23 protein-coding genes are annotated in these 22352 nt (G+C 64.4%); 15 read left to right on the plus strand and 8 right to left on the minus strand.

The window, feature by feature from the left end; all coding sequences use genetic code 11:
* Nucleotides 1–64 precede the first annotated feature (64 nt).
* The 3 genes from AC2CQI_RS21095 to AC2CQI_RS21105 form a co-directional block, all read right to left on the minus strand.
* Nucleotides 65–286: a hypothetical protein gene (locus AC2CQI_RS21095; RefSeq protein WP_144443622.1), complete on the minus strand. Its 222-nt coding sequence runs from the start codon at nucleotides 284–286 to the stop codon at nucleotides 65–67.
* Between the two features lie 176 nt (nucleotides 287–462).
* On the minus strand, nucleotides 463–666 hold the full coding sequence (locus AC2CQI_RS21100) for an I78 family peptidase inhibitor (protein ID WP_075805865.1): 204 nt from the start codon (nucleotides 664–666) through the stop codon (nucleotides 463–465).
* A gap of 80 nt (nucleotides 667–746) precedes the next feature.
* On the minus strand, nucleotides 747–1106 hold the full coding sequence (locus tag AC2CQI_RS21105; RefSeq protein WP_075805866.1) for a cupin domain-containing protein: 360 nt from the start codon (nucleotides 1104–1106) through the stop codon (nucleotides 747–749).
* Between the two features lie 196 nt (nucleotides 1107–1302).
* Between AC2CQI_RS21105 and AC2CQI_RS21110 the strand changes: the two genes are divergently transcribed.
* Nucleotides 1303–2796: an aldehyde dehydrogenase gene (locus tag AC2CQI_RS21110; RefSeq protein ID WP_484577772.1), complete on the plus strand. Its 1494-nt coding sequence runs from the start codon at nucleotides 1303–1305 to the stop codon at nucleotides 2794–2796.
* 119 nt (nucleotides 2797–2915) lie between these two features.
* Complete coding sequence (locus AC2CQI_RS21115; RefSeq protein WP_484577773.1) at nucleotides 2916–4055, plus strand: MFS transporter; 1140 nt, start codon at nucleotides 2916–2918, stop codon at nucleotides 4053–4055.
* Here AC2CQI_RS21115 and AC2CQI_RS21120 read toward each other — a convergent pair.
* Both AC2CQI_RS21120 and AC2CQI_RS21125 read right to left on the minus strand, forming a co-directional pair.
* A complete protein-coding gene (locus AC2CQI_RS21120; RefSeq protein WP_484577774.1) occupies nucleotides 4052–5605 on the minus strand; it encodes a phospholipase D family protein in 1554 nt (517 codons plus the stop codon). The two genes, AC2CQI_RS21115 and AC2CQI_RS21120, sit on opposite strands and share 4 nt — an antisense overlap.
* Nucleotides 5606–5663: 58 nt before the next feature.
* On the minus strand, nucleotides 5664–7094 hold the full coding sequence (locus AC2CQI_RS21125) for an aminotransferase-like domain-containing protein (RefSeq protein WP_086937271.1): 1431 nt from the start codon (nucleotides 7092–7094) through the stop codon (nucleotides 5664–5666).
* 180 nt (nucleotides 7095–7274) lie between these two features.
* Between AC2CQI_RS21125 and AC2CQI_RS21130 the strand changes: the two genes are divergently transcribed.
* Nucleotides 7275–7505 (plus strand): DUF1127 domain-containing protein, encoded by a 231-nt coding sequence (locus tag AC2CQI_RS21130; RefSeq protein WP_075805871.1) that lies wholly within the window; start codon nucleotides 7275–7277, stop codon nucleotides 7503–7505.
* A gap of 121 nt (nucleotides 7506–7626) precedes the next feature.
* Here the strand turns inward: AC2CQI_RS21130 and AC2CQI_RS21135 are convergent, their stop codons facing one another.
* Nucleotides 7627–8946, minus strand: a complete 1320-nt coding sequence (locus AC2CQI_RS21135; protein WP_484577775.1) for an NAD(P)/FAD-dependent oxidoreductase — start codon at nucleotides 8944–8946, stop codon at nucleotides 7627–7629.
* Nucleotides 8947–9017: 71 nt separating this feature from the next.
* Here AC2CQI_RS21135 and AC2CQI_RS21140 point away from each other — a divergent pair, with 71 nt between their 5' ends.
* Nucleotides 9018–9371: a YkgJ family cysteine cluster protein gene (locus tag AC2CQI_RS21140; protein ID WP_484577776.1), complete on the plus strand. Its 354-nt coding sequence runs from the start codon at nucleotides 9018–9020 to the stop codon at nucleotides 9369–9371.
* Nucleotides 9372–9469: 98 nt separating this feature from the next.
* On the opposite strand, the gene dadR is transcribed toward AC2CQI_RS21140, so the two are convergent.
* Nucleotides 9470–9958, minus strand: coding sequence for a transcriptional regulator DadR (gene dadR, locus AC2CQI_RS21145; RefSeq protein ID WP_075805874.1), 489 nt, complete (start codon nucleotides 9956–9958; stop codon nucleotides 9470–9472).
* Between the two features lie 155 nt (nucleotides 9959–10113).
* Between dadR and dadA the strand changes: the two genes are divergently transcribed.
* From dadA to AC2CQI_RS21195, 10 genes are all read left to right on the plus strand, one after another.
* Nucleotides 10114–11415 carry a D-amino acid dehydrogenase gene (dadA, locus tag AC2CQI_RS21150; protein ID WP_484577777.1) on the plus strand — a complete coding sequence of 434 codons (1302 nt, stop codon included), beginning with the start codon at nucleotides 10114–10116 and terminating at the stop codon, nucleotides 11413–11415.
* Nucleotides 11387–11740 carry a RidA family protein gene (locus AC2CQI_RS21155; protein ID WP_484577778.1) on the plus strand — a complete coding sequence of 118 codons (354 nt, stop codon included), beginning with the start codon at nucleotides 11387–11389 and terminating at the stop codon, nucleotides 11738–11740. The genes dadA and AC2CQI_RS21155 overlap by 29 nt, the downstream gene beginning before the upstream one ends.
* Before the next feature lie 87 nt (nucleotides 11741–11827).
* The gene (alr, locus tag AC2CQI_RS21160; protein ID WP_484577779.1) at nucleotides 11828–12901 is read left to right on the plus strand and encodes an alanine racemase; all 1074 of its coding nucleotides are present in this window, start codon (nucleotides 11828–11830) and stop codon (nucleotides 12899–12901) included.
* A 102-nt stretch (nucleotides 12902–13003) separates the two neighbouring features.
* The gene (locus AC2CQI_RS21165) at nucleotides 13004–13552 is read left to right on the plus strand and encodes a cupin domain-containing protein (RefSeq protein WP_075805878.1); all 549 of its coding nucleotides are present in this window, start codon (nucleotides 13004–13006) and stop codon (nucleotides 13550–13552) included.
* Between the two features lie 160 nt (nucleotides 13553–13712).
* Entirely contained in the window at nucleotides 13713–14117 is a 405-nt protein-coding gene (locus AC2CQI_RS21170; RefSeq protein ID WP_075806004.1) for a c-type cytochrome, read from the plus strand.
* A 190-nt stretch (nucleotides 14118–14307) separates the two neighbouring features.
* Entirely contained in the window at nucleotides 14308–16164 is a 1857-nt protein-coding gene (locus AC2CQI_RS21175; RefSeq protein WP_484580648.1) for an acetyl-CoA hydrolase/transferase C-terminal domain-containing protein, read from the plus strand.
* 290 nt (nucleotides 16165–16454) lie between these two features.
* Complete coding sequence (locus AC2CQI_RS21180) at nucleotides 16455–17354, plus strand: TauD/TfdA dioxygenase family protein (protein ID WP_484577780.1); 900 nt, start codon at nucleotides 16455–16457, stop codon at nucleotides 17352–17354.
* 17 nt (nucleotides 17355–17371) lie between these two features.
* Nucleotides 17372–18391, plus strand: coding sequence for an ABC transporter substrate-binding protein (locus AC2CQI_RS21185; RefSeq protein WP_484577781.1), 1020 nt, complete (start codon nucleotides 17372–17374; stop codon nucleotides 18389–18391).
* A 4-nt stretch (nucleotides 18392–18395) separates the two neighbouring features.
* Nucleotides 18396–19259, plus strand: coding sequence for an ABC transporter ATP-binding protein (locus AC2CQI_RS21190; protein WP_484577782.1), 864 nt, complete (start codon nucleotides 18396–18398; stop codon nucleotides 19257–19259).
* A 14-nt stretch (nucleotides 19260–19273) separates the two neighbouring features.
* Nucleotides 19274–20140 (plus strand): ABC transporter permease, encoded by an 867-nt coding sequence (locus AC2CQI_RS21195; protein ID WP_484577783.1) that lies wholly within the window; start codon nucleotides 19274–19276, stop codon nucleotides 20138–20140.
* Here the strand turns inward: AC2CQI_RS21195 and AC2CQI_RS21200 are convergent, their stop codons facing one another.
* Nucleotides 20141–21151, minus strand: a complete 1011-nt coding sequence (locus AC2CQI_RS21200) for a helix-turn-helix transcriptional regulator (protein ID WP_484577784.1) — start codon at nucleotides 21149–21151, stop codon at nucleotides 20141–20143.
* A 209-nt stretch (nucleotides 21152–21360) separates the two neighbouring features.
* On the opposite strand from AC2CQI_RS21200, the gene AC2CQI_RS21205 reads away from it, so the two are divergent.
* Entirely contained in the window at nucleotides 21361–22182 is an 822-nt protein-coding gene (locus AC2CQI_RS21205; RefSeq protein WP_484577785.1) for a tetratricopeptide repeat protein, read from the plus strand.
* Nucleotides 22183–22352 lie beyond the last annotated feature (170 nt).

Here is a 22352-nt window from a genome sequence, read left to right on the forward strand (position 1 = left end):
GCGAATCCAAACAAAAACGCCCGGTGCCATAGGGCTCCGGGCGTTTTTCGTTGCGGGGCGAGGATCAGCCGAAGCGGACGCCGGTGATCACGCCATTGTCATCAACTTCCACATGGATGCGCGTTTCGTCGATCACCATGCTGTGTGCTTCGTCCGGGCCAACGACACAAGCGCGGCCGGTCAGCTTGGCGATCTCGGCACGGGCAGCTTCGGAATATTTGGTACCGATCAGCTTGCTGACTGCGGCTTTGGCTTCTTCGTTGCTCATTGAAAATGCGATGCTCATGATCTTTCTTCCTTGTTTGAGGTTGTCCGGATGGACGACGCTATGGTCCCCGACGGCGCCTCACCTCGTGCATTACATATCTATCGAATAGCGTGGGCTTGCGTTGCGGCGCCTGTGTTTTTCCCTACATAAAAAAAACCGGAGCCACTGGCCCCGGGTTTTTTGGCGAGGAGGAATCAGCCGAAGCGGAAGCCGGTGATCACGCCATTGCCGCCTGCCAGTACATGGATACGCGATTCGTCGATTTCCATGGTGGAGGCATCGGTCGGACCGACGACGCGAGCGCGGCCGGTCAGCTTGGTGATCTCGGCCTTGGTGGCTTCGGTGTATTCGCAGCCGATCAGTTTGGCCAGGGCAGCTTTAGCTTCTTCATTGTTCATGGTTGTTCTTCCTTGTTGGTGGTTGTCCGGATGGACCACGCCATGATCCCGAAGCACCCGCCCCGCCATGCGCTACATATCTATTTTTGTTCGAACATCACGTAGATCTTGCGGCACGGCTCCAGCACCTCCCAGGTGCCCTTGAACCCGGCCGGGATCACGAAGCGGTCACCGGCGCGCAGGGTCTTGGCCTGGCCCTGTTCGTCGCGCAGCACCGAAACGCCCTGAACGATCTCGCAGTATTCATGCTCGGTGTAGTTGACCGTCCATTGCCCGAGCGCGCCTTCCCATACCCCCGCCGCAAACTGCCCGCACGGGCTGGAATAGTGGTTGTACACCGCCTGCTCGGGGTCGCCCTTGAGGATCTTTTCGGCGGCGGGACGGTAGCGTTCGGCTTCGGTCAGGACCTGAGCAAAATCAACGATCTGCTGGATATTCATGGCGCGGCTTCACCTGATTGTTAAATAAAATGAACATGACTAGGCTTTTGGCAGCTTAATGTCAAATATATTGATAATCCGGGCCCCAGTAGTTTAGGGTGTCGGATGCTGTAGAGCGATGACAGCTCCGGCGGAATTTCCTGACAGTGTCGACCACCTCTCGCGCGACGCTGCACATCAACAAGAGGAGTTTGCTATGACCACCCTGACGCGTGCGGATTGGGAACAGCGTGCCCAGCAACTGAAGATCGAAGGCCGCGCCTTCATCAATGGCGAATACACCGCGGCCGTTTCCGGCCAGACCTTCGAATGCATCAGCCCGGTCGACGGTCGCCTGCTGGCGCATATCGCCAGCTGTGACGAGGCCGACGCCCAGCGCGCCGTGGAAAACGCCCGCGCCACCTTCGAGTCCGGTGTCTGGTCGCGCATGGCCCCGGCCAAGCGCAAGGCCACCCTGATCCGCTTCGCCGGCCTGCTCAAGCAGAACGTCGAAGAGCTGGCGCTCCTGGAAACCCTGGACATGGGCAAGCCGATCGGCGACTCCTCGACCATCGACATCCCGGGCGCGGCCAACGCCCTGGCCTGGAACGGCGAAGCCATCGACAAGGTGTACGACGAAGTCGCCGCCACCCCGCATGACCAGCTTGGCCTGGTTACCCGCGAACCCGTAGGCGTTGTCGGCGCGATCGTGCCGTGGAACTTCCCGCTGCTGATGGCCTGCTGGAAACTCGGCCCGGCGCTGGCCACCGGTAACTCCGTGGTCCTGAAGCCGTCGGAAAAATCTCCGCTGACCGCCATCCGCATCGCCCAGCTGGCGGTGGAGGCCGGCATCCCGGCGGGCGTGCTCAACGTCCTGCCAGGCTACGGCCACACCGTGGGCAAGGCCCTGGCCCTGCACATGGACGTCGACACCCTGGTGTTCACCGGTTCGACCAAGATCGCCAAGCAACTGATGGTCTATGCCGGCGAATCGAACATGAAACGCGTGTGGCTGGAAGCCGGCGGCAAGAGCCCGAACATCGTTTTCGCCGACGCCCCTGACCTCAAGGCCGCCGCCGAAGCCGCTGCCAGCGCCATCGCCTTCAACCAGGGCGAAGTCTGCACCGCCGGCTCGCGCCTGCTGGTGGAGCGTTCGATCAAGGACCAGTTCCTGCCAATGGTTCTGGAAGCCCTGAAAGCCTGGAAACCGGGCAACCCGCTGGACCCGGCGACCACTGTCGGCGCCCTGGTCGACACCCAACAGCTGAACACCGTGCTGGGCTACATCGAGTCCGCCCACACTGACGGCGCCAAGCTGCTGGTTGGCGGCAAGCGCATCCTCGAAGAGACCGGCGGCACCTACGTCGAGCCGACCATCTTCGACGGCGTGTCCAACGCCATGCGCATCGCCAAGGAAGAGATCTTCGGCCCGGTGCTGTCGGTGATCACCTTCGACACCGTCGAGGAAGCCATCGCCATCGCCAACGACACCCCGTACGGCCTGGCCGCTGGCGTGTGGACTTCGAACATCACCAAGGCCCACCAGACCGCCAAGGCCCTGCGTGCCGGCAGCGTCTGGGTCAACCAGTACGACGGCGGCGACATGACCGCACCGTTCGGTGGCTTCAAGCAGTCGGGCAACGGCCGCGACAAGTCGCTGCACGCGCTGGACAAGTACACCGAGCTGAAAGCTACCTGGATCAAGCTGTAAGCCTGTTGGGCGGCTGACAACGCCGCCGCAGCCCGATCCGGTCATGCAGCCGGACCTTGCCGAAAGGCGGGTCCGGCTGTGTCGTCTGTGCTGTACGGAAATGCTTCGAGGGATGTGAGATGCGTTGGGGGACTTATTTCGCCGTCTTGGCGGCCGTGCTCAGTGTCGGCCTGGCGTTGGGGGTCAGCATGCCGCTGGTGTCCTTGCGCCTGGAAGGCTGGGGCTACGGCAGTTTCGCCATTGGCGTGATGGCGGCGATGCCGGCGATCGGCGTATTGCTGGGTGCCAGCCTGGCCAGCCGCCTCGCGGCGCGCTTTGGCACACCGGGGCTGATGCGTCTATGCCTGTGGGCCGGTGCGTTGTCCATCGGGGCGCTGGCGCTGCTGCCGAGCTATCCGGTGTGGCTGGTGCTGCGTTTGCTGATCGGCGTGGTCCTGACCATCGTCTTCATTCTCGGTGAAAGCTGGATCAACCAGCTGGTGGTGGAGCAATGGCGTGGGCGGCTGGTGGCGCTGTATGGCAGCAGCTACGCCCTCAGCCAACTGGCCGGGCCGTTGTTGCTGGGCGTGGTGGGTTCGGGTGACGACCTCGGTTTCTGGATCGGTGTCGGCCTGCTGGTCGTCTCGCCGCTGTTGCTGTTTGGGCGTGGCGGCGCGCCGAGTACCGAGGCGGCCAGCGTGACCTTCTTCGACCTGTTCGGCTTCTGTCGGAGGTTGCCGGTGATCGCGTGGGCCATCGCCCTGTTCGCCGCGTTTGAAGCGATGATCCTGACTTTGCTGCCGGTCTACTGCCTGCAGCAGGGTTTCAGCGCGGAGGTGGCGCTGTTCATGGTCAGCACCGTGGTGGTCGGGGATGCGGTGCTGCAGTTGCCGATCGGCGCGCTGGCCGACCGCATGTCCCGGCGCACGCTGTTCAGTGGTTGCGCGGCGACGCTGGCGGTGTCCAGCCTGATGATTCCGCTGCTCCTGCAGACGCAACTGATCTGGCCGCTGTGGGTGCTGTTCGGTGCCAGCGCGGGCGGGCTGTTCACCCTGTCACTGATCCTGATCGGCGAGCGTTATCGGGATGATGCGCTGGTGCGGGCCAATGCCCATGTGGCGCAGCTGTGGGGTATCGGTTGCCTGATCGGGCCGCTGGCGGCGGGGGCGGGGAGCCAATGGGTCAGCGGGCATGCGTTGCCGTGGTTCATGGCCATCGGTGCATTCGTACTCGTATTGCTGGCGCGACGTCCGCAAGCCTTCGAGGAGGCCACAGCCTAAAGCATCTTCTCCAACCCCACCGCCTTGGCGATCCACGCATTGAACCTTCGCCACAGCCCCCCAGGCTCGGTGGTCAGCACATGCAGCTGGCCATCGTCCTCGGTCACCCACACCAGCTTCCCTTCGCGCAACTCCACCTGATACGCCACCGCCGGCGCCATCCCCTGGATCGCCAGGTCGCGGGTGTATTGCGCCAGCTCCGGACTGTCCACCAGCACCCCGACCTCGGTGTTCCACAACACCGAACGCGGGTCGAAATTGAACGAGCCGATAAAGGTCTTCTGCCGGTCGAAGACGATGGCCTTGCTGTGCAGGCTGGAGTCCGAGGCGCCGCTGAAGCCGTAGCGCGGCTGGCCGGGGTCGCCGGGCTGGCGGCGCAGTTCGAAGAGTTTCACCCCGTGCTCCAGCAGCGCCCGGCGATAGGGCGCATAGCCGCCGTGGACCACCGGGACGTCGGTGGCCTCCAGGGCATTGGTCAGGAGATCGACCCGCACGCCGGCATCGGCGCGGCTGGTCAGGTACAGCAGCCCTTCGTCACGGGGCACGAAGTAGGCAGAAACCAGGATCAGCTCCTTGCGCACGCCGTTCAGCTCCGGCGCCAGTTGCCGGGTCATCAGGAGTTGCGGGTCGGGCTCGTCGTCGGCCAGGACCTTGCTCGGCGCATCCCACAGGGCCTGGCTGTGGGCCCAGATCAGTTCGTTGCGCCAGATATCCAGGTGCGGCTGGGTCTGATAGGCCATCAGCCGGTCATACAGCGCCTTGCGCTGGGTCCGGGCATCGGCGAGGTAGCGCTCCAGGCGCTGGCGGCTGGCGCGCAGGTCGTCGGCGTCCGGCAGGCTGTAGAGGAAGTCGCCGATGGGCTTGCTCAGGGCGCTGTTCCAGTACTGGTCGAAGCTGTGCCCCAACTGTTCGGCAACCGGGCCGACGCCGAGCAGGTCGATGTCGGTGAAGTTGAGGTTGGGCTCGGCATCGAAGTAAGCGTCGCCGATATTGCGCCCGCCGACGATGGCCATGCTGTTGTCCACCAGCCACAGCTTGTTGTGCATGCGCCGGTGCTGGCGCGAGAGGTTGAACAGGCGGCCCATGGCCCGGGTGACGCCCGTGGCCCGCCCCAGTTGCAGCGGGTTGAACACGCGGATCTGGATGTTCGGGTGGGCAGCGAGGGTGGCGATCAGGTCTTCCTGGCCGTCGCTGGTGGTGTCATCGAGGAGGATGCGCACGCGCACGCCACGGTCGGCCGCAGCCAGCAGTTCGTGGACCAGGGCCCGGGTGCTGAGGCCGTCGGCGACGATGTAGTACTGCAGGTCGATGCTGCTTTGCGCATTGCGGATCAGCTCGGCGCGGGCGCGAAAGGCTTCGTTGCTGTTGGGCAGCAGGCGGAAGCCGGAGAGCCCGTCATGGGCCTGGGCCTCGCGCTGTACCGAGCGGCCGAAGGCGGACTGCTCGGCCGGGATTGCCTGGCTGACGTCACGGGGCACGCTGACGCTGGCGCAGCCACTCAGGGCCAGCAGCAGGGTCAGCAGGAAGGGCAGGAGCCGTTGGCTGGTCAAGTCGGAGTTCCGTGGTCGCGGGGCAGTTGAACTGTAGACCGCGTCCGACAGCGAAACGTTACCCGTGCTTCGCTTCTTCTCCCAGCAGACGAATGGCGTTCTCCCCGACCTTGCGCACCGCCGCCTCGATGGTCGGGGTCGGCTGGGCCGCGTAGTTCATGCGCAGGCAGTTGCGGTGCTTGCCCGAGGCGGAAAAGATGCTGCCCATGGCGATCTGTACGCCCTGGTCGAGCAACAGACGATTCAGTTTCAGGGTGTCGCAGGCCTCCGGCAGCTCGACCCAGAGCAGGAAGCTGCCCTGGGGCCGGCTGACCCGGGTGCCTTCGGGGAAGTAGCGGGTCACCCAGTCGATCATCTGGTCGCGCCCGCGCTGGTACTGGCTGCGCATGCGCCGCAGGTGCGGCTGGTAGTGGCCGGCCTCGATGAAGTCGGCGATCGCCAGTTGCGGCTGCGTCGCGGTGCTGCCGGTGCTGATGTACTTCATGTGTAGCACCCGCTCCAGGTAGCGCCCGGGCGCTACCCAGCCGACGCGCAGGCCCGGGGCCAGGGTCTTGGAGAAGGAACTGCAGAGCAGGACGCGTCCGTCATCGTCGAAGGATTTGATCGTGCGCGGGCGTGGGTAGGTGTAGGCCAGGTCGCCATACACGTCGTCCTCGAGGATCGCCACGTCGAAGCGCTGGGCCAGGCTGAGCAGGGCGCGCTTGCGCGCTTCCGGCATGATGTAGCCGAGCGGGTTGTTGCAGCTCGGCGTCACCTGGATCAGCTTGATCGGCCATTGTTCCAGGGCCAGCTCCAGGGCTTCGAGGCTGATGCCGGTGAGCGGGTCGGTGGGGATTTCCATGGCCTTCATGCCCAGGCCCTTGAGGGTCTGCATGGCGCCGTGGAAGCTTGGCGAGTCCACCGCGACGATATCCCCCGGCTCGCACACCGCGCGAATGCTGGCCGACAGCGCCTCATGGCAGCCGGTGGTGATGACCAGGTCGGCGGCGTCGATGGTGCAGCCGGAGTCGAGCATCAGCCGCGCCACCTGCTCGCGCAGGGCCTGGGTACCGCTGATGGTGTCGTAATACAGGCCGGGCATGTCCTGCCGCCGGCTGAGCTGGGCGAGGCTGCGCAGCAAGGGTTTCAGGGTCGGGCTGTTGACGTCGGGCATGCCCCGACCGAGCTGGACGATGTCCTTGCGCGGGACGCTGCGGATCAGCTCCACCACGTGTTCCCATTGGGAGATATCCACAGGCCGCTGTGCCGGTCGGCCGACTGCCGGCAGGGCGGGCAGGGTGCGGTTTTGCGGGACGAAATAGCCGGATTTCGGGCGCGGCGCGACCAGGCCGTTGTCTTCCAGCAGGCGGTAGGCTTGTTGCACCGTGCTCAGGCTGACCCCGTGCTCCAGGCTCAGGGCGCGGACCGATGGCAGGCGGTCCCCGGGACGGTAAAGGCCCTGTTCGATACGGGCACCGAGCAGCTCGGCGAGGTTGACGTACAGGGTCATGCTGCGTACTCCGGGGGCAGACTGTGGGAAATAACCAGTACAGATTTCGGAAAAATACAGCATTCAGAGAGGAAACGTAGAAATCTGTATGAAGAAAATTCTGACAGGTTGAATCTGTAACGAATTTTCCTACACGCGCATTCTTTCTACACGGTTTACCAACCCTGGAGGAAAGACGCGATGAACGGCCTGAGCGATGTGCGCTTGAAACTGTATGGCAGCGAAGTGGAGCGGGCGCAGCGTGACGCCCGGCTGCGCGGGCCATGGTTTTTGGGCACCCTGCGCTTGTGGCGGCATCGCTGGGAAACGCGGCAGGCACTGCTGGAACTGACGCCTGCGCAGTTGAAGGATATCGGGTTGAGCAAGGTGGATGCGGTGGAGGAGGGGTTGAAGCCGTTCTGGCGGGAGTGACGTCTTGTGATGTTTTTGATGGCCTCATCGCTGGCAAGCCAGCTCCCACAGGTTCAGCGGCGCCGCAGACACTGTGGGAGCTGGCTTGCCAGCGATGAGGCCATCAGCAACACAGAAGGGCTCAGACCAGCGCCTTGAGCCGATGCCACAACATCCCCAGCGCCAGCAACGGCGAGCGCAAATGCTTCCCGCCCGGGAAGGTGATATGCGGCACCTGGGCAAACAGATCGAAACGCCCACTCTCCCGTCCGCTGATCGCTTCACCCAGCAAGCGCCCCGCCAGGTGCGTGGCATTCAGGCCATGCCCGGCGTAGGCCTGGGCGTAATACACATTGGGCTGCTCGCGCAGGCGGCCGATCTGCGGCAGGCGGTTGGCGCCGATGCCGATCATCCCGCCCCACTGGAAGTCGATGCGCACATCCGCCAGTTGCGGGAACACCTTGAGCATCTTCGGGCGCATGTAGGCGCCGATATCCTGCGGGTCTCGCCCCGAGTAGTGACAGGCACCGCCGAACAGCAGACGGCGGTCGGCGGAGAGGCGGAAGTAATCCACGGTCACCCGCTGGTCGCACACTGCCATGTTCTGCGGCAGCAGTTGCCGCGCCCGCGCTTCGTCCAGCGGTTCGGTGGCGATGATGTAGCTGCCGGCCGGGAGCACCTTGCCGCCCAGCTCGGGGTTCAGGTCATTGAGGTAGGCGTTGCAGCACAGCACCAGGGTGTTGGCGCGGACCGAGCCCTGGGCGGTGTGGACCTTGACCTCGGGTCCGTAGTCGATGCGGGTGACGGCGGACTGTTCGAAAATCCGCACGCCCAGGCCACTGGCGATGGCCGCTTCACCCAGCGCAAGGTTGAGTGGATGCAGGTGACCGGAGCCCATGTCGATCAGGCCACCGGTGTACTGGTCCGAGCCGATCACGCTGTGCATCTGCTCCGGCGGCACCAGGCGCAGTTCATGGCGGTAGCCGAGGGCGCGCAGGGCTTCGGCGTCTTCGGCGAAACCTTCGTATTCCCGGGGTTTGTTGGCCAGGTCGCAATAGCCCCAGGTCAGGTCGCAGGCAATGTTGTAGCGCTCGACCCGCTGGCGGACGATTTCCACCGCTTCCAGGCCCATCAGCTTCATCTGTTTCACGCCTTCGGCACCGATCACCGGCTCGAACTGCTCGAGACCGTGGCCGACCCCGCGAATCAACTGCCCGCCATTGCGCCCGCTGGCGCCCCAGCCGACCTTGCGCGCCTCCAGCAGGATCACGCTGAAGCCGCGCTCGGCCAGTTCGATGGCGGTGTTCAGGCCGGAGTAACCGCCGCCGATCACACAGACGTCGCAACGCTGCTCGCCGTCCAGCCGCGGGTAGTCCGGCTGTGGGACGCTGCTGGCGGCGTAGTAGGAGGCGGTGTGCATGGGCGTCGTCCTGCGGCAGTGAGAGGTGAAGGCGGGCAGCATAGGCGGTGCTTCCGGGGGCAGGCAACCGTCGGGCAAAATAGCGGCTTTCTTCCCTTTGGCGGTTCCGTTTCATGGCCTGCAACAGTCACAAAATCCGTTTTCTGCGTGAGCAGATTCCGTCCTTCGAGTGCGTGCCGGGCTGTCATGACTGCTGCGGGCCGGTGACCACCTCGACCGAGGAAATGGCCCGGCTGCCGCGCAAGAGTGCCGAGGAGCAGGAAGCGGCGCTGGCCGAGTTGAACTGTGTGCACCTGGGGCCGCAGGGCTGCACGGTGTATGAGGAGCGGCCGATGATCTGCCGGTTGTTCGGGACTACGCCGCGCCTGCCGTGTCCGCGGGGGCGGGGGCCGGAGGAGATGATCGATGCGGGGGCGGAGCGGTTGGTGCATCAGTTTATTGCGACTACCCGGCAGGTGCTTGTGTGAAGGCTTAGGGCCTCATCGCTGGCAAGCCAGCTCCCACAGTGATCGCGTGCACCGCCGAACCTGTGGGAGCTGGCTTGCCAGCGATAGGGCCCTCAAGATCAATCCGGAATCGGCAGGTTCAGGCTCTCCTTCACCTCTTCCATCACGATATAGCTCTTCGACTCCCGCACATGCGGCAGCTTGAGCAGGATGTCCCCCAGCAACTTGCGATACGACGCCATCTCGGAAATCCGTGCCTTCACCAGATAGTCGAAGTCCCCCGAGACCAAATGGCATTCCAGCACATGCGGCAGCTTGAGCACCGCCCGGCGGAACTCCTCGAAGGTATCCCCCGACTTGTAGTCCAGGCTGATCTCGACGAACACCAGCAAGCTGCCCTTGAGGTGCTGCGGATTGAGCCGGGCGTTGTAGCCCATGATGATGCCTTCGCGCTCCAGGCGGCGGACCCGCTCGGTGCACGGGGTGGTCGACAGGCCGACCTTCTCCCCCAGTTCAGTAAAGGAAATACGCCCGTCGCTCTGCAGTATCCGGAGGATATTGCGGTCGATCTTGTCCAGCTCGCGCTTGCTCTGGTGCTGGGTTCTCATAGTGGATGCCCCTTTGTAAAAGCCGACTTTGCCGAGAATTCTCGCCAAATATAGGTTTTTATATAGTGAAATGCACTGCCTCGAGTTTTTTACACTGCGCCCATTCATGCCATTCACAAAAATTGTGGCGGTGCGCCGCCTCGAGGGATAACAACATGCGCGTTCTGGTACTCGGTAGCGGTGTGATCGGGACCGCCAGTGCCTACTATCTGGCCCGGCAAGGTTTCGAAGTCGTGGTGGTCGACCGTCAACCGGCGGTGGCCATGGAAACCAGTTTCGCCAACGCCGGCCAGGTGTCGCCAGGTTATGCCTCGCCCTGGGCCGCCCCGGGCGTGCCGCTGAAAGCCATCAAGTGGCTGCTGCAGCGCCACGCTCCGCTGGCGATCAAGGCCACCGGCGATGTCGACCAGTACCTGTGGATGGCGCAGATGCTGCGCAACTGCACTGCCAACCGCTACGCGGTGAACAAGGAGCGCATGGTCCGCCTGTCCGAGTACAGCCGCGACTGCCTCGACGAACTGCGCGCCGAAACCGGCATCGCCTACGAAGGCCGCAGCCTCGGCACCACCCAGCTGTTCCGCACCCAGGCCCAGCTCGACAACGCCGCCAAGGACATCGCCGTCCTCGAACAGGCCGGCGTGCCCTATGAGCTGCTGGACCGCGAAGGCATCGCCCGGGTCGAGCCGGCCCTGGCCAATGTGTCCGATATCCTCGCCGGTGCCCTGCGCCTGCCCAACGACCAGACCGGCGACTGCCAGCTGTTCACCACCCGCCTGGCGGAGATGGCGCGCAACCTGGGCGTCGAATTCCGCTTCGGCCAGAACATCCAGCGCCTCGACTTCGCCGGCGACCGCATCAATGGCGTGTGGATCGACGGCAAGCTGGAAACTGCCGACCGCTACGTGCTGGCCCTGGGCAGCTACTCGCCGCAACTGCTCAAGCCGCTGGGCATCAAGGCCCCGGTCTACCCGCTCAAGGGCTACTCGCTGACCGTGCCGATCACCAACCCGGACATGGCCCCGACCTCGACCATTCTCGACGAGACCTACAAGGTCGCCATCACCCGCTTCGACAACCGCATCCGCGTCGGCGGCATGGCCGAGATCGCCGGTTTTGACCTGTCGCTGAACCCGCGTCGGCGCGAAACGCTGGAGATGATCGTCAACGATCTTTATCCTCTGGGCGGCAATCTGCGCGAGGCCGAGTTCTGGACCGGCCTGCGCCCGACCACTCCGGACGGTACGCCGATCGTCGGCGCGACCGCGTTCCGCAACCTGTTCCTCAATACTGGTCATGGCACCCTCGGCTGGACCATGGCATGCGGCTCGGGCCGCCTGCTGGCCGACCTGATGGCGCGCAAAAAGCCGCAGATCAGCGCCGAAGGGCTCGACATTTCCCGTTACGGACACACTCAGGAGACCGCCAAGCATGGCAATCCAGCGCCAGCTCACCAATGACCGCATGAGCCAGATCGTCGCCCACAACGGCACCGTGTATCTCGCGGGCCAGGTAGGTGACGACATGAACGCCGGGATCGAACAGCAGACCCGGGAAACGCTGGGCAATATCGAGCGCTTGCTGGACCTGGCCGGCACCGACAAGACCCGCCTGCTCTCGGTGACCATCTACCTGAAGGACATCGATGCCGATTTCCAGGGCATGAACGCGGTCTGGGACAAGTGGCTGCCCAAGGGCGTCGCCCCGGCCCGGGCCACGGTGCAGAGCAAGCTCTGCGAGCCGGAGATCCTGGTTGAGATGTCGGTAGTCGCCGCTCTTTCGTAACACCCTCTCTTCACCCGGTGCCGTTGCGGTACCGGGCCTTTTTTCAGAACAAGTTATTCACAACCAGACTGCCAGAAGGCTGCCGTCATGCGTCCCGCCCGTGCCCTGATCGACCTCCAAGCCCTGCGTCACAACTACCGCTTCGCTCGCCAGCTGACCGGGGCCCGTGCCCTGGCGGTGATCAAGGCCGATGCCTACGGCCACGGCGCGGTGCGCTGCGCCCTGGCCCTTGAAGCCGAGGCCGACGGCTTTGCCGTGGCCTGCATCGAGGAGGCGCTGGCGCTGCGCGAAGTGGGGATCAAGGCCCCGGTGCTGCTGCTCGAAGGCTTCTTCGAGGCCAGCGAGCTGGAGCTGATCGTCAAACACGACTTCTGGTGCGTGGTGCATTCCCTTTGGCAACTGGAAGCGATCGAGAAGGCCACTCTGGCCAGGCCGATCCAGGTCTGGCTGAAGATGGACACCGGCATGCACCGCGTCGGCCTGCATCCGCGCGACTATCAGACGGCATACCAGCGCCTGCAGGCCAGCGGCAAGGTGTCGAAGATCGTCCTGATGAGCCACTTCGCCCGCGCCGACGAGCTGGACAGCAATGCCAGCAACGAGCAGGTCGCGGTGTTCGAAGCCGCCCGCCAGGGCCTGAAGGCCGAGGTCAGCCTGCGCAATTCGCCTGCGGTGCTGGGCTGGCCGCAGGTGCCGAGCGACTGGGTCCGTCCGGGCATCATGCTGTACGGTGCGACGCCTTTCGAAACCGAACAGGCCGAGGCCGCCCGCCTGCAACCGGTGATGACCCTGGAGTCGAAAGTCATCAGCGTGCGCGAGCTGCCGGCCGGCGAGCCTGTGGGATATGGTGCACGCTTCGTCAGCCCGCGCCCGACCCGGGTCGGTGTGGTCGCCATGGGTTATGCCGACGGTTACCCGCGCCATGCACCCACCGGCACGCCGGTCCTGGTCGCCGGCAAACCTGCGCAACTGATCGGTCGCGTCTCCATGGACATGCTCTGCATCGACCTCACCGACGTCCCGCAGGCCGGGCTCGGCAGCACTGTCGAGCTGTGGGGCAAGAACATCCTCGCCAGCGACGTCGCGACCCAGGCCGGCAGCATCCCCTACCAGATCTTTTGCAACCTGCGCCGGGTGCCTTTGGTCTATACCGGAGAGTGAGGCCATCACTGACGAACTGCGGGTCGAAGTGTTGTAAATACTGAACGCTGTTGCGATGATGGCGCACATTTCGACCCCCACATTCGTCAGGAGGCTCCAGCATTGGACGTCGGTGAACGACTACAAGCCATTCGCAAGGTCAAGGGCCTCTCCCAGCGAGAGCTGGCCAAGCGTGCGGGCGTGACCAACAGCACCATTTCGATGATCGAGAAGAACAGCGTCAGCCCCTCGATCAGCTCGCTGCGCAAGGTGCTGAGCGGTATTCCGATGTCGATGATGGAGTTCTTTTCCGAAGACCTGCTGCCGGAGAACCCGACGCAGATCGTCTACAAGGCCCACGAACTGCTCGACATTTCGGACGGCGAAGTGACCATGAAGCTGGTCGGCAACGGCCATCCGAGCCGGGCCATCGCCTTCCTCAACGAGATCTACCCGCCGGGCGCCGATACCGGCGAAGAGATGCTCACCCACGACGGCGAAGAGACCGGCATCCTCCTCGAGGGCAAGCTGGAACTGGTGGTCGGCTTCGAAACCTTCATCCTCGAAGCGGGCGACAGCTACTATTTCGAAAGCACCAAGCCACACCGTTTTCGCAACCCCTACGATAAGCCGGCCCGGCTTATCAGCGCGGCCACCCCGGCGAACTTCTGACAGCGAGGGTGGCGCGGCTGATTGTCGCGGATAAACCCCTTTATTTAATGTGGTTGTTCCGGTGAGTCAGGGTTCCCGCTATACTTGCGCCGCCTGCGAAACCGTGGCCGCAGGCGTGACTAGCCACCATGAGGGTGTACGTGTGAATCCAATCAAGAAAATGCTGGCTATACCAGCTACCGTAGTGGCCCTTTGGGCAGTCAGTGCCCAGGCTACGACCAATGACGACATCGCCAAGCGTCTCGAACCCGTAGGCCAGGTCTGCGTCCAGGGGCAGGAATGCAAGGGCATGGAAGTGGCTGCTACCGCAGGTGGTGGCGGTGCCAAGACCCCGGACGAAATCATCGCCAAGCATTGCAACGCCTGCCATAGCACCGGCTTGCTGGGCGCGCCGAAGATCGGCGACACCGCGGCCTGGAAAGAGCGCGCCGACCACCAGGGTGGTCTGGACGGCATCCTTGCCAAGGCCATCACCGGCATCAACGCCATGCCGCCGAAAGGCACCTGCGCCGACTGCTCGGATGACGACCTGAAAGGCGCCATCAAGAAGATGTCCGGCCTGTAAGCCTCGCGCTGCACGCCTCGAAGCCCGCCTTGTGCGGGCTTCGTCGTTTCCGGGGGCCGTGCAGTAATTCGCACATCGCTTCGGTCCAAGCTGTACTCAAGGGACCCAACGGAGAGCCGACAGCGTGCGCACCTACTCGATCGAAGCCGCAGTAGACCAGGTTCTGGCGCAATTACCGGCCCATATCCACATGGGCCTGCCCCTGGGCCTGGGCAAGCCCAACCGCTTCGTCAACGCCCTGTATGCCCGGGTGCGCGAGCTGCCGGAGCGGCGCCTGACGATCTATACGGCGCTGTCCCTGGGCCGCCCCGATCTGGGCGACGGCCTGCAGCGACGCTTTCTAGAGCCCTTCGTCGAACGGGTCTTCGCCGACTATCCGGAACTCGACTACCTGCGCGACCTGCGGGCCAGCCGCCTGCCGGCCAATATCCGCGTCGAGCAGTTCTTCATGCAGCCCGGCAGCCTGCTGCACAGCGCGCAGGCGCAGCAGGACTACGTCAGCAGCAACTACAGCCACGCGGCGCGGGACATCAATGCCAAGGGCCTGAACCTGATCGCGCAGATCGTCGCCGAGGATGGCGAACGCCCGGACTACCTGAGCCTGAGCTGCAACCCCGATATCACCCTCGACCTGCTGCCGATGATCGAACGCCGTCGCGCGGCCGGCGAAACCATCCTTCTGCTTGGCCAGGTGCATGCCGAGTTGCCCTACATGCCCGGTGCCTCGGAGCTCAAGCGCGGGGACTTCGACCTGCTGATCGACGAGCCCGAGCGTACCCGGCTGTTTTCCACGCCGAATATGCCGGTCAGCACCCAGGACCATTTCATCGGCGTGCATGCCAGCACCCTGGTGCGCGATGGCGGCACCTTGCAGATCGGCATCGGTGCCATGGGCGATGCCCTGACTGCGGCGCTGCTGGCGCGGCAGGCGGATAACGAGGGATACCAGGCGCTGCTCGGCGAACTGCACCTGGCGCCCTGGCACGGGCTGATCGAGCGCGAGGGCGGGGTGATGCCCTTCGCCAAGGGGCTTTATGGCTGCAGCGAGATGTTCGTCAACGGCCTGCTGGCGCTGCTCGAAGCCGGGATCATCCGCCGTCCGGTGTATGCCGATGCGGTGCGCCAGCATGCGGCCAACAGCGGTGCGGCGGACACCGACGACGGAGTGCTGGTGCATGGCGGCTTCTTCCTCGGGCCGCAGGCGTTCTACCAGCGCCTGCGCGAGCTGCCGTTGGCCAGTCGCAAGCGCATCGACATGGGCGCGATCAGCTTCATCAACGAGCTGTACGGCCAGGAAATGCTCAAGCGCCTGCAACGCCGCGATGCGCGCTTCATGAACACGGTCTTCACCATGACCCTGATGGGCGCCGGGGTGGCTGACCAACTGGAGGACGGGCGGGTGCTCAGCGGGGTTGGCGGACAATACAACTTCGTGGTCCAGGGCCATGCGCTGGAGGGCGCGCGTTCGGTGCTGCTCCTGCGTTCGTGGCGCGAGGCGGGGGGCGAGGTGAGTTCGAATATCGTCTGGGAATATGGGCACTGCACCATTCCCCGGCACCTGCGCGATGTGGTGGTGACCGAGTACGGGATTGCCGACCTGCGCGGGCAGACCGATGCCGAGGTGATTGCCCGGTTGCTGGCGATCAGTGATTCGCGCTTCCAGGCGCAGTTGCAGGAGCAGGCGCAGAAGGCCGGCAAGCTGCCGGAGGATTTCGAGCTGGACCAGCGTTACTGCAACAACACCTCGGAGCGTCTGGAAGCCTTGCGTGAGCGGCATGGGCGGCTGTTTCCGGAGTATCCGCTGGGGTGTGACTTCACGGCCGAGGAGCGCGACCTGTTGCGGGCGCTGAACTGGCTGAAGAGCAAGTTCAAGCTGAGCGAGGTGCTGGAGCTGGGCAAGGCAGCGCTGGAGGCGCCACCGGCTGAAGAATGGTCAGCTCAGTTGGCACGGATGGGGCTGGAGAAGCCGGATGGGCTGAAGGAGGAGTTGTATCAGCGGCTGGTGTTGGCGGGGTTGCAGGCTACGGCGCATGGCTTGGCTGTTTGAGTGACTGTCAGGGCCCTATCGCTGGCAAGCCAGCTCCCACAGGTTCGGCGGCGCATACGGTCCCTGTGGGAGCTGGCTTGCCAGCGATGAGGCCCTGAAGAGCACCCCAAAAACCCGAATATTCTTATTTCTTAAAGGTATTTAAATAATTTTTCTTATGCCTTTATAGTCAATCCCCTGCGTACCTGCCGACCAATCGGCGCGCCGCACGAACACGAACCAACACGGCGAAACCGTGAGTTTCTGATCGATGCGCGCTCCATTGGGCGCGCTCTGCGCGGGAGTTAAACATGTCAGCGGCCTCCAACGCCTTGTCGTCCATCGACAGCGCACAGCAGCAACCCTTCGAGATCCGGCCTTTCAACGGCGCAGTCGGCGCCGAGATCATCGGCCTGGACCTGGCACAACCGGTGAACGGCGCAGACTTCGCCAAAATCCACCGGGCCCACCTCGACCACCATGTCCTGGTCTTCCGCGACCAGCGCATCACCCCCGAACAACAGATCGCCTTCAGCCGCCGCTTCGGCGTGCTGCAGATCCATGTGCTCAAGCAGTTCCTGCTGGCCAACCACCCGGAAATCCTCATCGTCTCCAACATCGTCGAGAACGGCCAGAACCTCGGCCTCGGTGATGCCGGCAAGTTCTGGCACTCGGACCTGTCGTACAAGGAACTGCCGAGCCTGGGCTCGATGCTGCACGCCCAGGAGTTGCCCAGCGAAGGCGGCGACACCCTGTTCGCCGATATGCACAAGGCCTGGGAAGGCCTGCCGGACGCCCTGCGCAAGGCCGTCGAAGGCCGCCAGGCGGCGCATTCCTATACCGCGCGCTACAGCGAGACCAAGTTCGAAGGCAACTGGCGCCCGACCCTGAGCGCCGAGCAACTGGCCCAGGTCGCCGAAGTCATCCACCCCGTCGTGCGCACCCACCCGGAGAACGGCCGCAAGGCGCTGTTCGTCAGCGAAGGCTTCACCACCCGCATCGTCGGCCTGCCCGATGACGAAAGCCGGCAGATCCTCGCCGAGCTGTACGCCCACAGCGTGCTGGAGCAGAACATCTATCGCCATCAGTGGCAGCCCCATGACCTGGTGTTCTGGGACAACCGCTCGCTGATCCACCTCGCCACCGGCTGCCCGGCGCACCTGCGTCGCAAGCTCTATCGCACCACCATCCAGGGCGACGCCCCGTTCTGATCCGCCGAGGACTCATCATGCGCAAAACACTCAGCCGCCTCGCGGCCGGCATCGGCCTGAGCGCCAGCTTGATCGCCGGCAGCCTCGTCGCTCCGGCCACTGCCCAGGCCGAAGGCGAAATCCGTATCGCCGAACAGTTCGGCATCGTTTACCTGTTGCTCAACGTGGTCCGTGACCAAAACCTGATCGAGAAGCACGGCAAGGAACAGGGCATCGATATCAAAGTGGACTGGACCCAGCTTTCCGGTGGCGCCGCGACCAACGACGCGCTGCTTTCCGGCTCGGTGGATATCGTCGGTGCCGGCGTCGGCCCGCTGCTGACCATCTGGGACCGCACCTACGGCCGGCAGAACGTCAAGGCCGTGGCCTCGCTCGGCAACTTCCCGTACTACCTGCTGAGCAGCAACCCGAACGTGAAGACCATTGCCGACATCAGCGAGAAGGACCGCATCGCCCTGCCGGCGGTAGGTGTCTCGGTGCAGTCGCGCTTCCTCCAGTACGCCGCGGCCCAGCAGTGGGGCGACAAGGAATACAACCGCCTCGACAAGTACACCCTGGCCGTTCCGCACCCGGACGCCACCGCCGCGCTGCTCGCCGGCGGCACCGAGCTCAACGGGCACTTCTCCAACCCGCCCTTCCAGGAGCAGGCGCTGGCCAACAAGGACGTCCACGTCGTTCTCGACACCTACGAACTGCTCGGCCCCAACTCGCCGACCGTGCTGTTCACCACCGAGAAATTCCGCAAGGACAACCCGAAGACCTACAAGGCCTTCGTCGAGGCCCTGGCCGAGGCGGCGGACTTCGCCCAGAAGGACAAGGCGGCCGCAGCCGACACCTACATCCGCGTGACCAAGGCGAAGATCAGCCGCGACGAGTTGCTGAAGATCATCGACAACCCGAAATACGAGTTCACCGTCACGCCGAAGAACACCTACCCACTGGCGGAGTTCCTCTACCGGGTCGGCGCCATCAAGCACAAACCCGAGTCGTGGAAGGACTACTTCTTCCAGGATGAAACGCCGCTTCAGGGGAGCTGATTTCATGACCGCCCAACTGCAAGGCCACACGGCCAGCAAGCTGAGCCGCATAGACACCCCACCGCTGTTGCAGGTGGACAACCTCAGCCTGGAATACCGCACCGCCCAGCGCGTGGTGCGGGCCACCCACCAGGTCAGTTTCGAAGTGGACAAGGGCGATCGCTTCGTCCTGCTCGGGCCCTCGGGCTGCGGCAAGTCCACCTTGCTCAAGGCGGTCGGCGGCTTCATCGAGCCGAGCGAAGGCAGCATCCGCCTGCAAGGCCAGGCGGTGCATGGTCCGGGGCCGGACCGCATCGTGGTGTTCCAGGAGTTCGACCAGTTGCCGCCGTGGAAGACGGTGAAGCAGAACGTCATGTTCCCGCTGCTGGTGTCCGGTACCCTGAAGCGGGCCGAGGCCGAACAGCGGGCGCTGGAGTACCTGGAGAAAGTCGGCCTGGCCGCTTTCGCCGACGCCTACCCGCACACCCTGTCCGGCGGCATGAAGGCACGGGTGTCCATCGCTCGCGCCCTGGCCATGCAGCCGAAGATCCTGCTGATGGACGAGCCCTTCGCCGCCCTCGACGCCCTGACCCGCCGCAAGATGCAGGAAGAACTGCTGGCGCTCTGGGAGGAGGTGCGTTTCACCCTGTTGTTCGTCACCCACTCCATCGAGGAAGCCCTGGTGGTGGGTAACCGCATCCTGCTGCTGTCGCCTCATCCGGGGCGTGTGCGGGCCGAGATCCACAGCCATCAATACGACCTGCACAGCCTCGGCGGCGCCGATTTCCAGGCCAGTGCCCGGCGCATCCACAGCCTGCTGTTCGAGGACGGCCAGGCCCCGGCCGCCGATACCGAGCTGGGCTTCACCGATATCCGTATCGCCTACTGACCGGGAGCTTCACCATGACTATCCAATCCTCCCCGCGTCGGGAATATGAAATCGCCCTGCAGCCGTGGGACGGTGTTGCGCTGGAGCGCGAACTGCCGCTGATCCAGCGCCTGTGGCAGCACGGCTGGCTGCGCAAGAGCGTGATCCTGTTGCTGATCGCCGTGCTCTGGGAGGCCGCCGCGCGCTACCAGGGCAACGACCTGCTGCTGCCGACCTTCCTGCAAACCGCCCAGGCCCTGTGGGACGGCATGCTCAGCGGCGAGCTGCCGGCCAAGGTCGGCGTGTCGCTGGTGGTGCTGATCAAGGGCTATGTGCTGGGCATCATCCTGGCCTTCGGCCTGACCAGCCTGGCGGTCTCGACCCAGTTCGGCCGCGACCTGCTCGGCACCCTGACCTCGATGTTCAACCCGTTGCCGGCCATCGCCCTGCTGCCGCTGGCACTGCTGTGGTTCGGGCTGGGCGAGAACAGCCTGATCTTCGTGCTGGTGCACTCGGTGCTGTGGGCGCTGGCGCTGAATACCTACGCCGGCTTCCTCGGGGTCAACGAAACGCTGCGCATGGCCGGGCGCAACTACGGCCTGCGTGGGCTGCGCCTGGTCCTGCATATCCTGGTGCCGGCGGCGCTGCCGTCGATCCTCTCCGGGCTGAAGATCGGCTGGGCCTTCGCCTGGCGCACGCTGATCGCCGCCGAGCTGGTGTTCGGCGCCACCAGCGGCAAGGGCGGGCTGGGCTGGTACATCTTCCAGAACCGCAACGAGCTGTACACCGACAAGGTGTTCGCCGGGCTCGCAGTGGTGATCCTGATCGGCTTGCTGGTGGAGAGCCTGGTGTTCAACGCATTGGAGCGGGTGACCGTGCGCCGCTGGGGCATGCAACGCTAGTCACTCTTCCTGATACGCCGCCGCCGCACTGCTCAGGGTCTGCGAGATCAACTGGCGCAAGGCCGGCGGCTGTTCCACCACCAGCTCGTCGCCCTGGCTCAGCAGCCACCAGCGCAGGCTCCAGCTGTTGCTGACCGTGGCCTGCAGGCGGTGGCCGTCTTCCAGGTCGATCAACTGCATGTCCGGCGACAACGGCGTTTCGCGCATCCGGCGGGCCAGGTTGTCGCTGATCCAGGCATGCAGCTCGATCTTCTCCGCGCTGCCGAACTGCAGGGCGTCGCTGCGCAGGTAGGCTTGCAGGTCGAAGTCGTCCAGGCCCAGGGCCGGCGTATCGAGCACGCTCAACTGGCGGAAGCGGTGCACGGCGAACTGGCGGATATCCTCGTAGGGCTGCGCCGTGGCGATCAGGTAGGCCACCTGGCCGCGCTGGATCAGGGCCAGCGGGTTGAGGGTCAGCTCGACGCTACGGTCGTGGTGCGCCGAGTAGTACAGGGCCTGCAACTGCTGCTCGTCGAGCAGGGCCTTCTGCACGGTTTCGAGGATGCTGTCCGAGACCTCCGGAGCGCGCATGTTCATTTCCGGGCGCACGCTGGCGACCTTGTCCAGCCAGCGCGCCGCCTTGTTTTCCGACGACAGGGTTTCCAGCTTCTGCCGGGCATGGGCGAAGCGCGCATCCAGGCCCTTGAGCATGCTCCCGGGCAGCAGCGGACGCACCGCTTCCTCGACCAACGCCAGGCTCAATGCCTCGCTGACACTCAGCCCACGCAACTCTACACAGGCATTCGCTGCCCAATACCAACCATAGGGAATGCTGCGGTCGTTGCGCTCCAGCGGAAAGATCAGCGACAGCTCGTTGAGATCCCTTTCGATACTGCGCTTGCTGATGTTGAAGCCGGCGTCCTTGAGGCGCATCACCAGTTCCGCGCTGGTAATGCCGGGCGAGCGGCTGGGTAGCTGGCGCAGCAGTTCCCATTGACGACTGAGGGTGGCGCGTGTGGTGGCGGAGGGCAAAACGGTGAGTCCTTGTCTAGGCTTGCGGCGAAAGCGGGGTAATCGCCACAGTGTATGGCAATTTGCCATTAATTTATCCAATTCAGGGATGATCCGTTGAATCGCTCCGACGAACGCGTTCGCGACAGGTTTTGTCGTGACGCTGCGCAGAATCACGCCTCGACGCCCAGAAGGAAGCCAAGAAGGAGGGCGGTTCCATGAGGATGAACATGTCAGCTGCCAGCAATATCTATTCGATGCTCGGGCGCCTGTTGCCGGAGCGGGTGGTACCTGCGCCGGGGCGTGCGCATATGCGGCGGCTGTACAGCGGCGTGGGCATGCCGGCGCAGCGTGCGGTGCTGGGGGAGAGCTTCAGCCTGGTCAGCCTGCTGGATGAAGCGCCGGACCTGCAGGCGGTCTATGCCGACCTGCGGGGGCAGGCGCTGGACGGCAGCGTGGCGGCGCTCAACGACCTCGGCTGGATCTGGCTGAACGGGCGTTACTGGCGCGCCGATCCGGTGCTGGCCGGGCATCTGCTGCGCATGGCAGCGTTGCAGGGGAGTGCGGTGGCCTGGTTCAACCTCGGGCAGCAGTATTACTTCGGCAAGGGCGTGGAGATCGCCTATGCCAGTGCCGCCGAGTATTACCGGCATGCCTTCGAGGCGGGGCTGGCGGAAGCGGCGGCGGCGCTGGGGGATCTGTTCGAGGAAGAGGTCTGCGACAGCGACGGCGAGTCCAATCCATGGCAGACGGATGCGCGGCGGGCTTATGAGTGGTTTCTGCGCGGGGCTCAGCGGGGTGATGCGCGTTGCCGGTTCGAGGCGGGGTATCGCTTGCTGCACGGGTTTCAGGTCAATGCCGACAGTCGCGCCGGGGTGTACTGGCTGGAGCTGGCGGCGGTGGCCGGGGTGGTGCAGGCGGCGGAAGAACTGGCCTTGCATTTCCAGGTGGGGGGCAATGAGCTGCGCTATCTGTTCTGGCGCGATCAGGCGATCGGGCTGGGTAGCCCGCTGGCGTTGGCGATGAAGGTCGAGGATCAGCTTCGCCCCTGAGGGAACACCCTTCTGAAAACCTGCACAAAACCCTGTGGGAGCTGGCTTGCCAGCGATAGGGCCGGCAATGACAAAGATGTTGTCAGGTCTGGCCAAATCGCTGGCAAGCCAGCTCCCACAGGGTTCTCCGTTGTCTGGTGGGTTTTCATCTCCCAGACGGCTATTGACGC

Source organism: Pseudomonas sp. P2S-1 (assembly GCF_057197725.1).

Coding starts and splice junctions, on each gene's coding strand:
- AC2CQI_RS21100 (WP_075805865.1), bottom strand. CDS start 666: ATGAACAATGAAGAAGCTAAAGCTGCCCTGGCCAAACTGATCGGCTGC.
- AC2CQI_RS21180 (WP_484577780.1), top strand. CDS start 16,455: ATGTCAGCGGCCTCCAACGCCTTGTCGTCCATCGACAGCGCACAGCAG.
- AC2CQI_RS21125 (WP_086937271.1), bottom strand. CDS start 7,094: ATGACCCTGTACGTCAACCTCGCCGAGCTGCTCGGTGCCCGTATCGAA.
- AC2CQI_RS21115 (WP_484577773.1), top strand. CDS start 2,916: ATGCGTTGGGGGACTTATTTCGCCGTCTTGGCGGCCGTGCTCAGTGTC.
- dadA (WP_484577777.1), top strand. CDS start 10,114: ATGCGCGTTCTGGTACTCGGTAGCGGTGTGATCGGGACCGCCAGTGCC.
- AC2CQI_RS21195 (WP_484577783.1), top strand. CDS start 19,274: ATGACTATCCAATCCTCCCCGCGTCGGGAATATGAAATCGCCCTGCAG.
- AC2CQI_RS21135 (WP_484577775.1), bottom strand. CDS start 8,946: ATGCTGCCCGCCTTCACCTCTCACTGCCGCAGGACGACGCCCATGCAC.
- AC2CQI_RS21095 (WP_144443622.1), bottom strand. CDS start 286: ATGAGCATCGCATTTTCAATGAGCAACGAAGAAGCCAAAGCCGCAGTC.
- AC2CQI_RS21110 (WP_484577772.1), top strand. CDS start 1,303: ATGACCACCCTGACGCGTGCGGATTGGGAACAGCGTGCCCAGCAACTG.
- AC2CQI_RS21155 (WP_484577778.1), top strand. CDS start 11,387: ATGGCAATCCAGCGCCAGCTCACCAATGACCGCATGAGCCAGATCGTC.
- AC2CQI_RS21170 (WP_075806004.1), top strand. CDS start 13,713: ATGCTGGCTATACCAGCTACCGTAGTGGCCCTTTGGGCAGTCAGTGCC.
- dadR (WP_075805874.1), bottom strand. CDS start 9,958: ATGAGAACCCAGCACCAGAGCAAGCGCGAGCTGGACAAGATCGACCGC.
- AC2CQI_RS21105 (WP_075805866.1), bottom strand. CDS start 1,106: ATGAATATCCAGCAGATCGTTGATTTTGCTCAGGTCCTGACCGAAGCC.
- alr (WP_484577779.1), top strand. CDS start 11,828: ATGCGTCCCGCCCGTGCCCTGATCGACCTCCAAGCCCTGCGTCACAAC.
- AC2CQI_RS21190 (WP_484577782.1), top strand. CDS start 18,396: ATGACCGCCCAACTGCAAGGCCACACGGCCAGCAAGCTGAGCCGCATA.
- AC2CQI_RS21205 (WP_484577785.1), top strand. CDS start 21,361: ATGTCAGCTGCCAGCAATATCTATTCGATGCTCGGGCGCCTGTTGCCG.
- AC2CQI_RS21175 (WP_484580648.1), top strand. CDS start 14,308: ATGGGCCTGCCCCTGGGCCTGGGCAAGCCCAACCGCTTCGTCAACGCC.
- AC2CQI_RS21185 (WP_484577781.1), top strand. CDS start 17,372: ATGCGCAAAACACTCAGCCGCCTCGCGGCCGGCATCGGCCTGAGCGCC.
- AC2CQI_RS21140 (WP_484577776.1), top strand. CDS start 9,018: ATGGCCTGCAACAGTCACAAAATCCGTTTTCTGCGTGAGCAGATTCCG.
- AC2CQI_RS21130 (WP_075805871.1), top strand. CDS start 7,275: ATGAACGGCCTGAGCGATGTGCGCTTGAAACTGTATGGCAGCGAAGTG.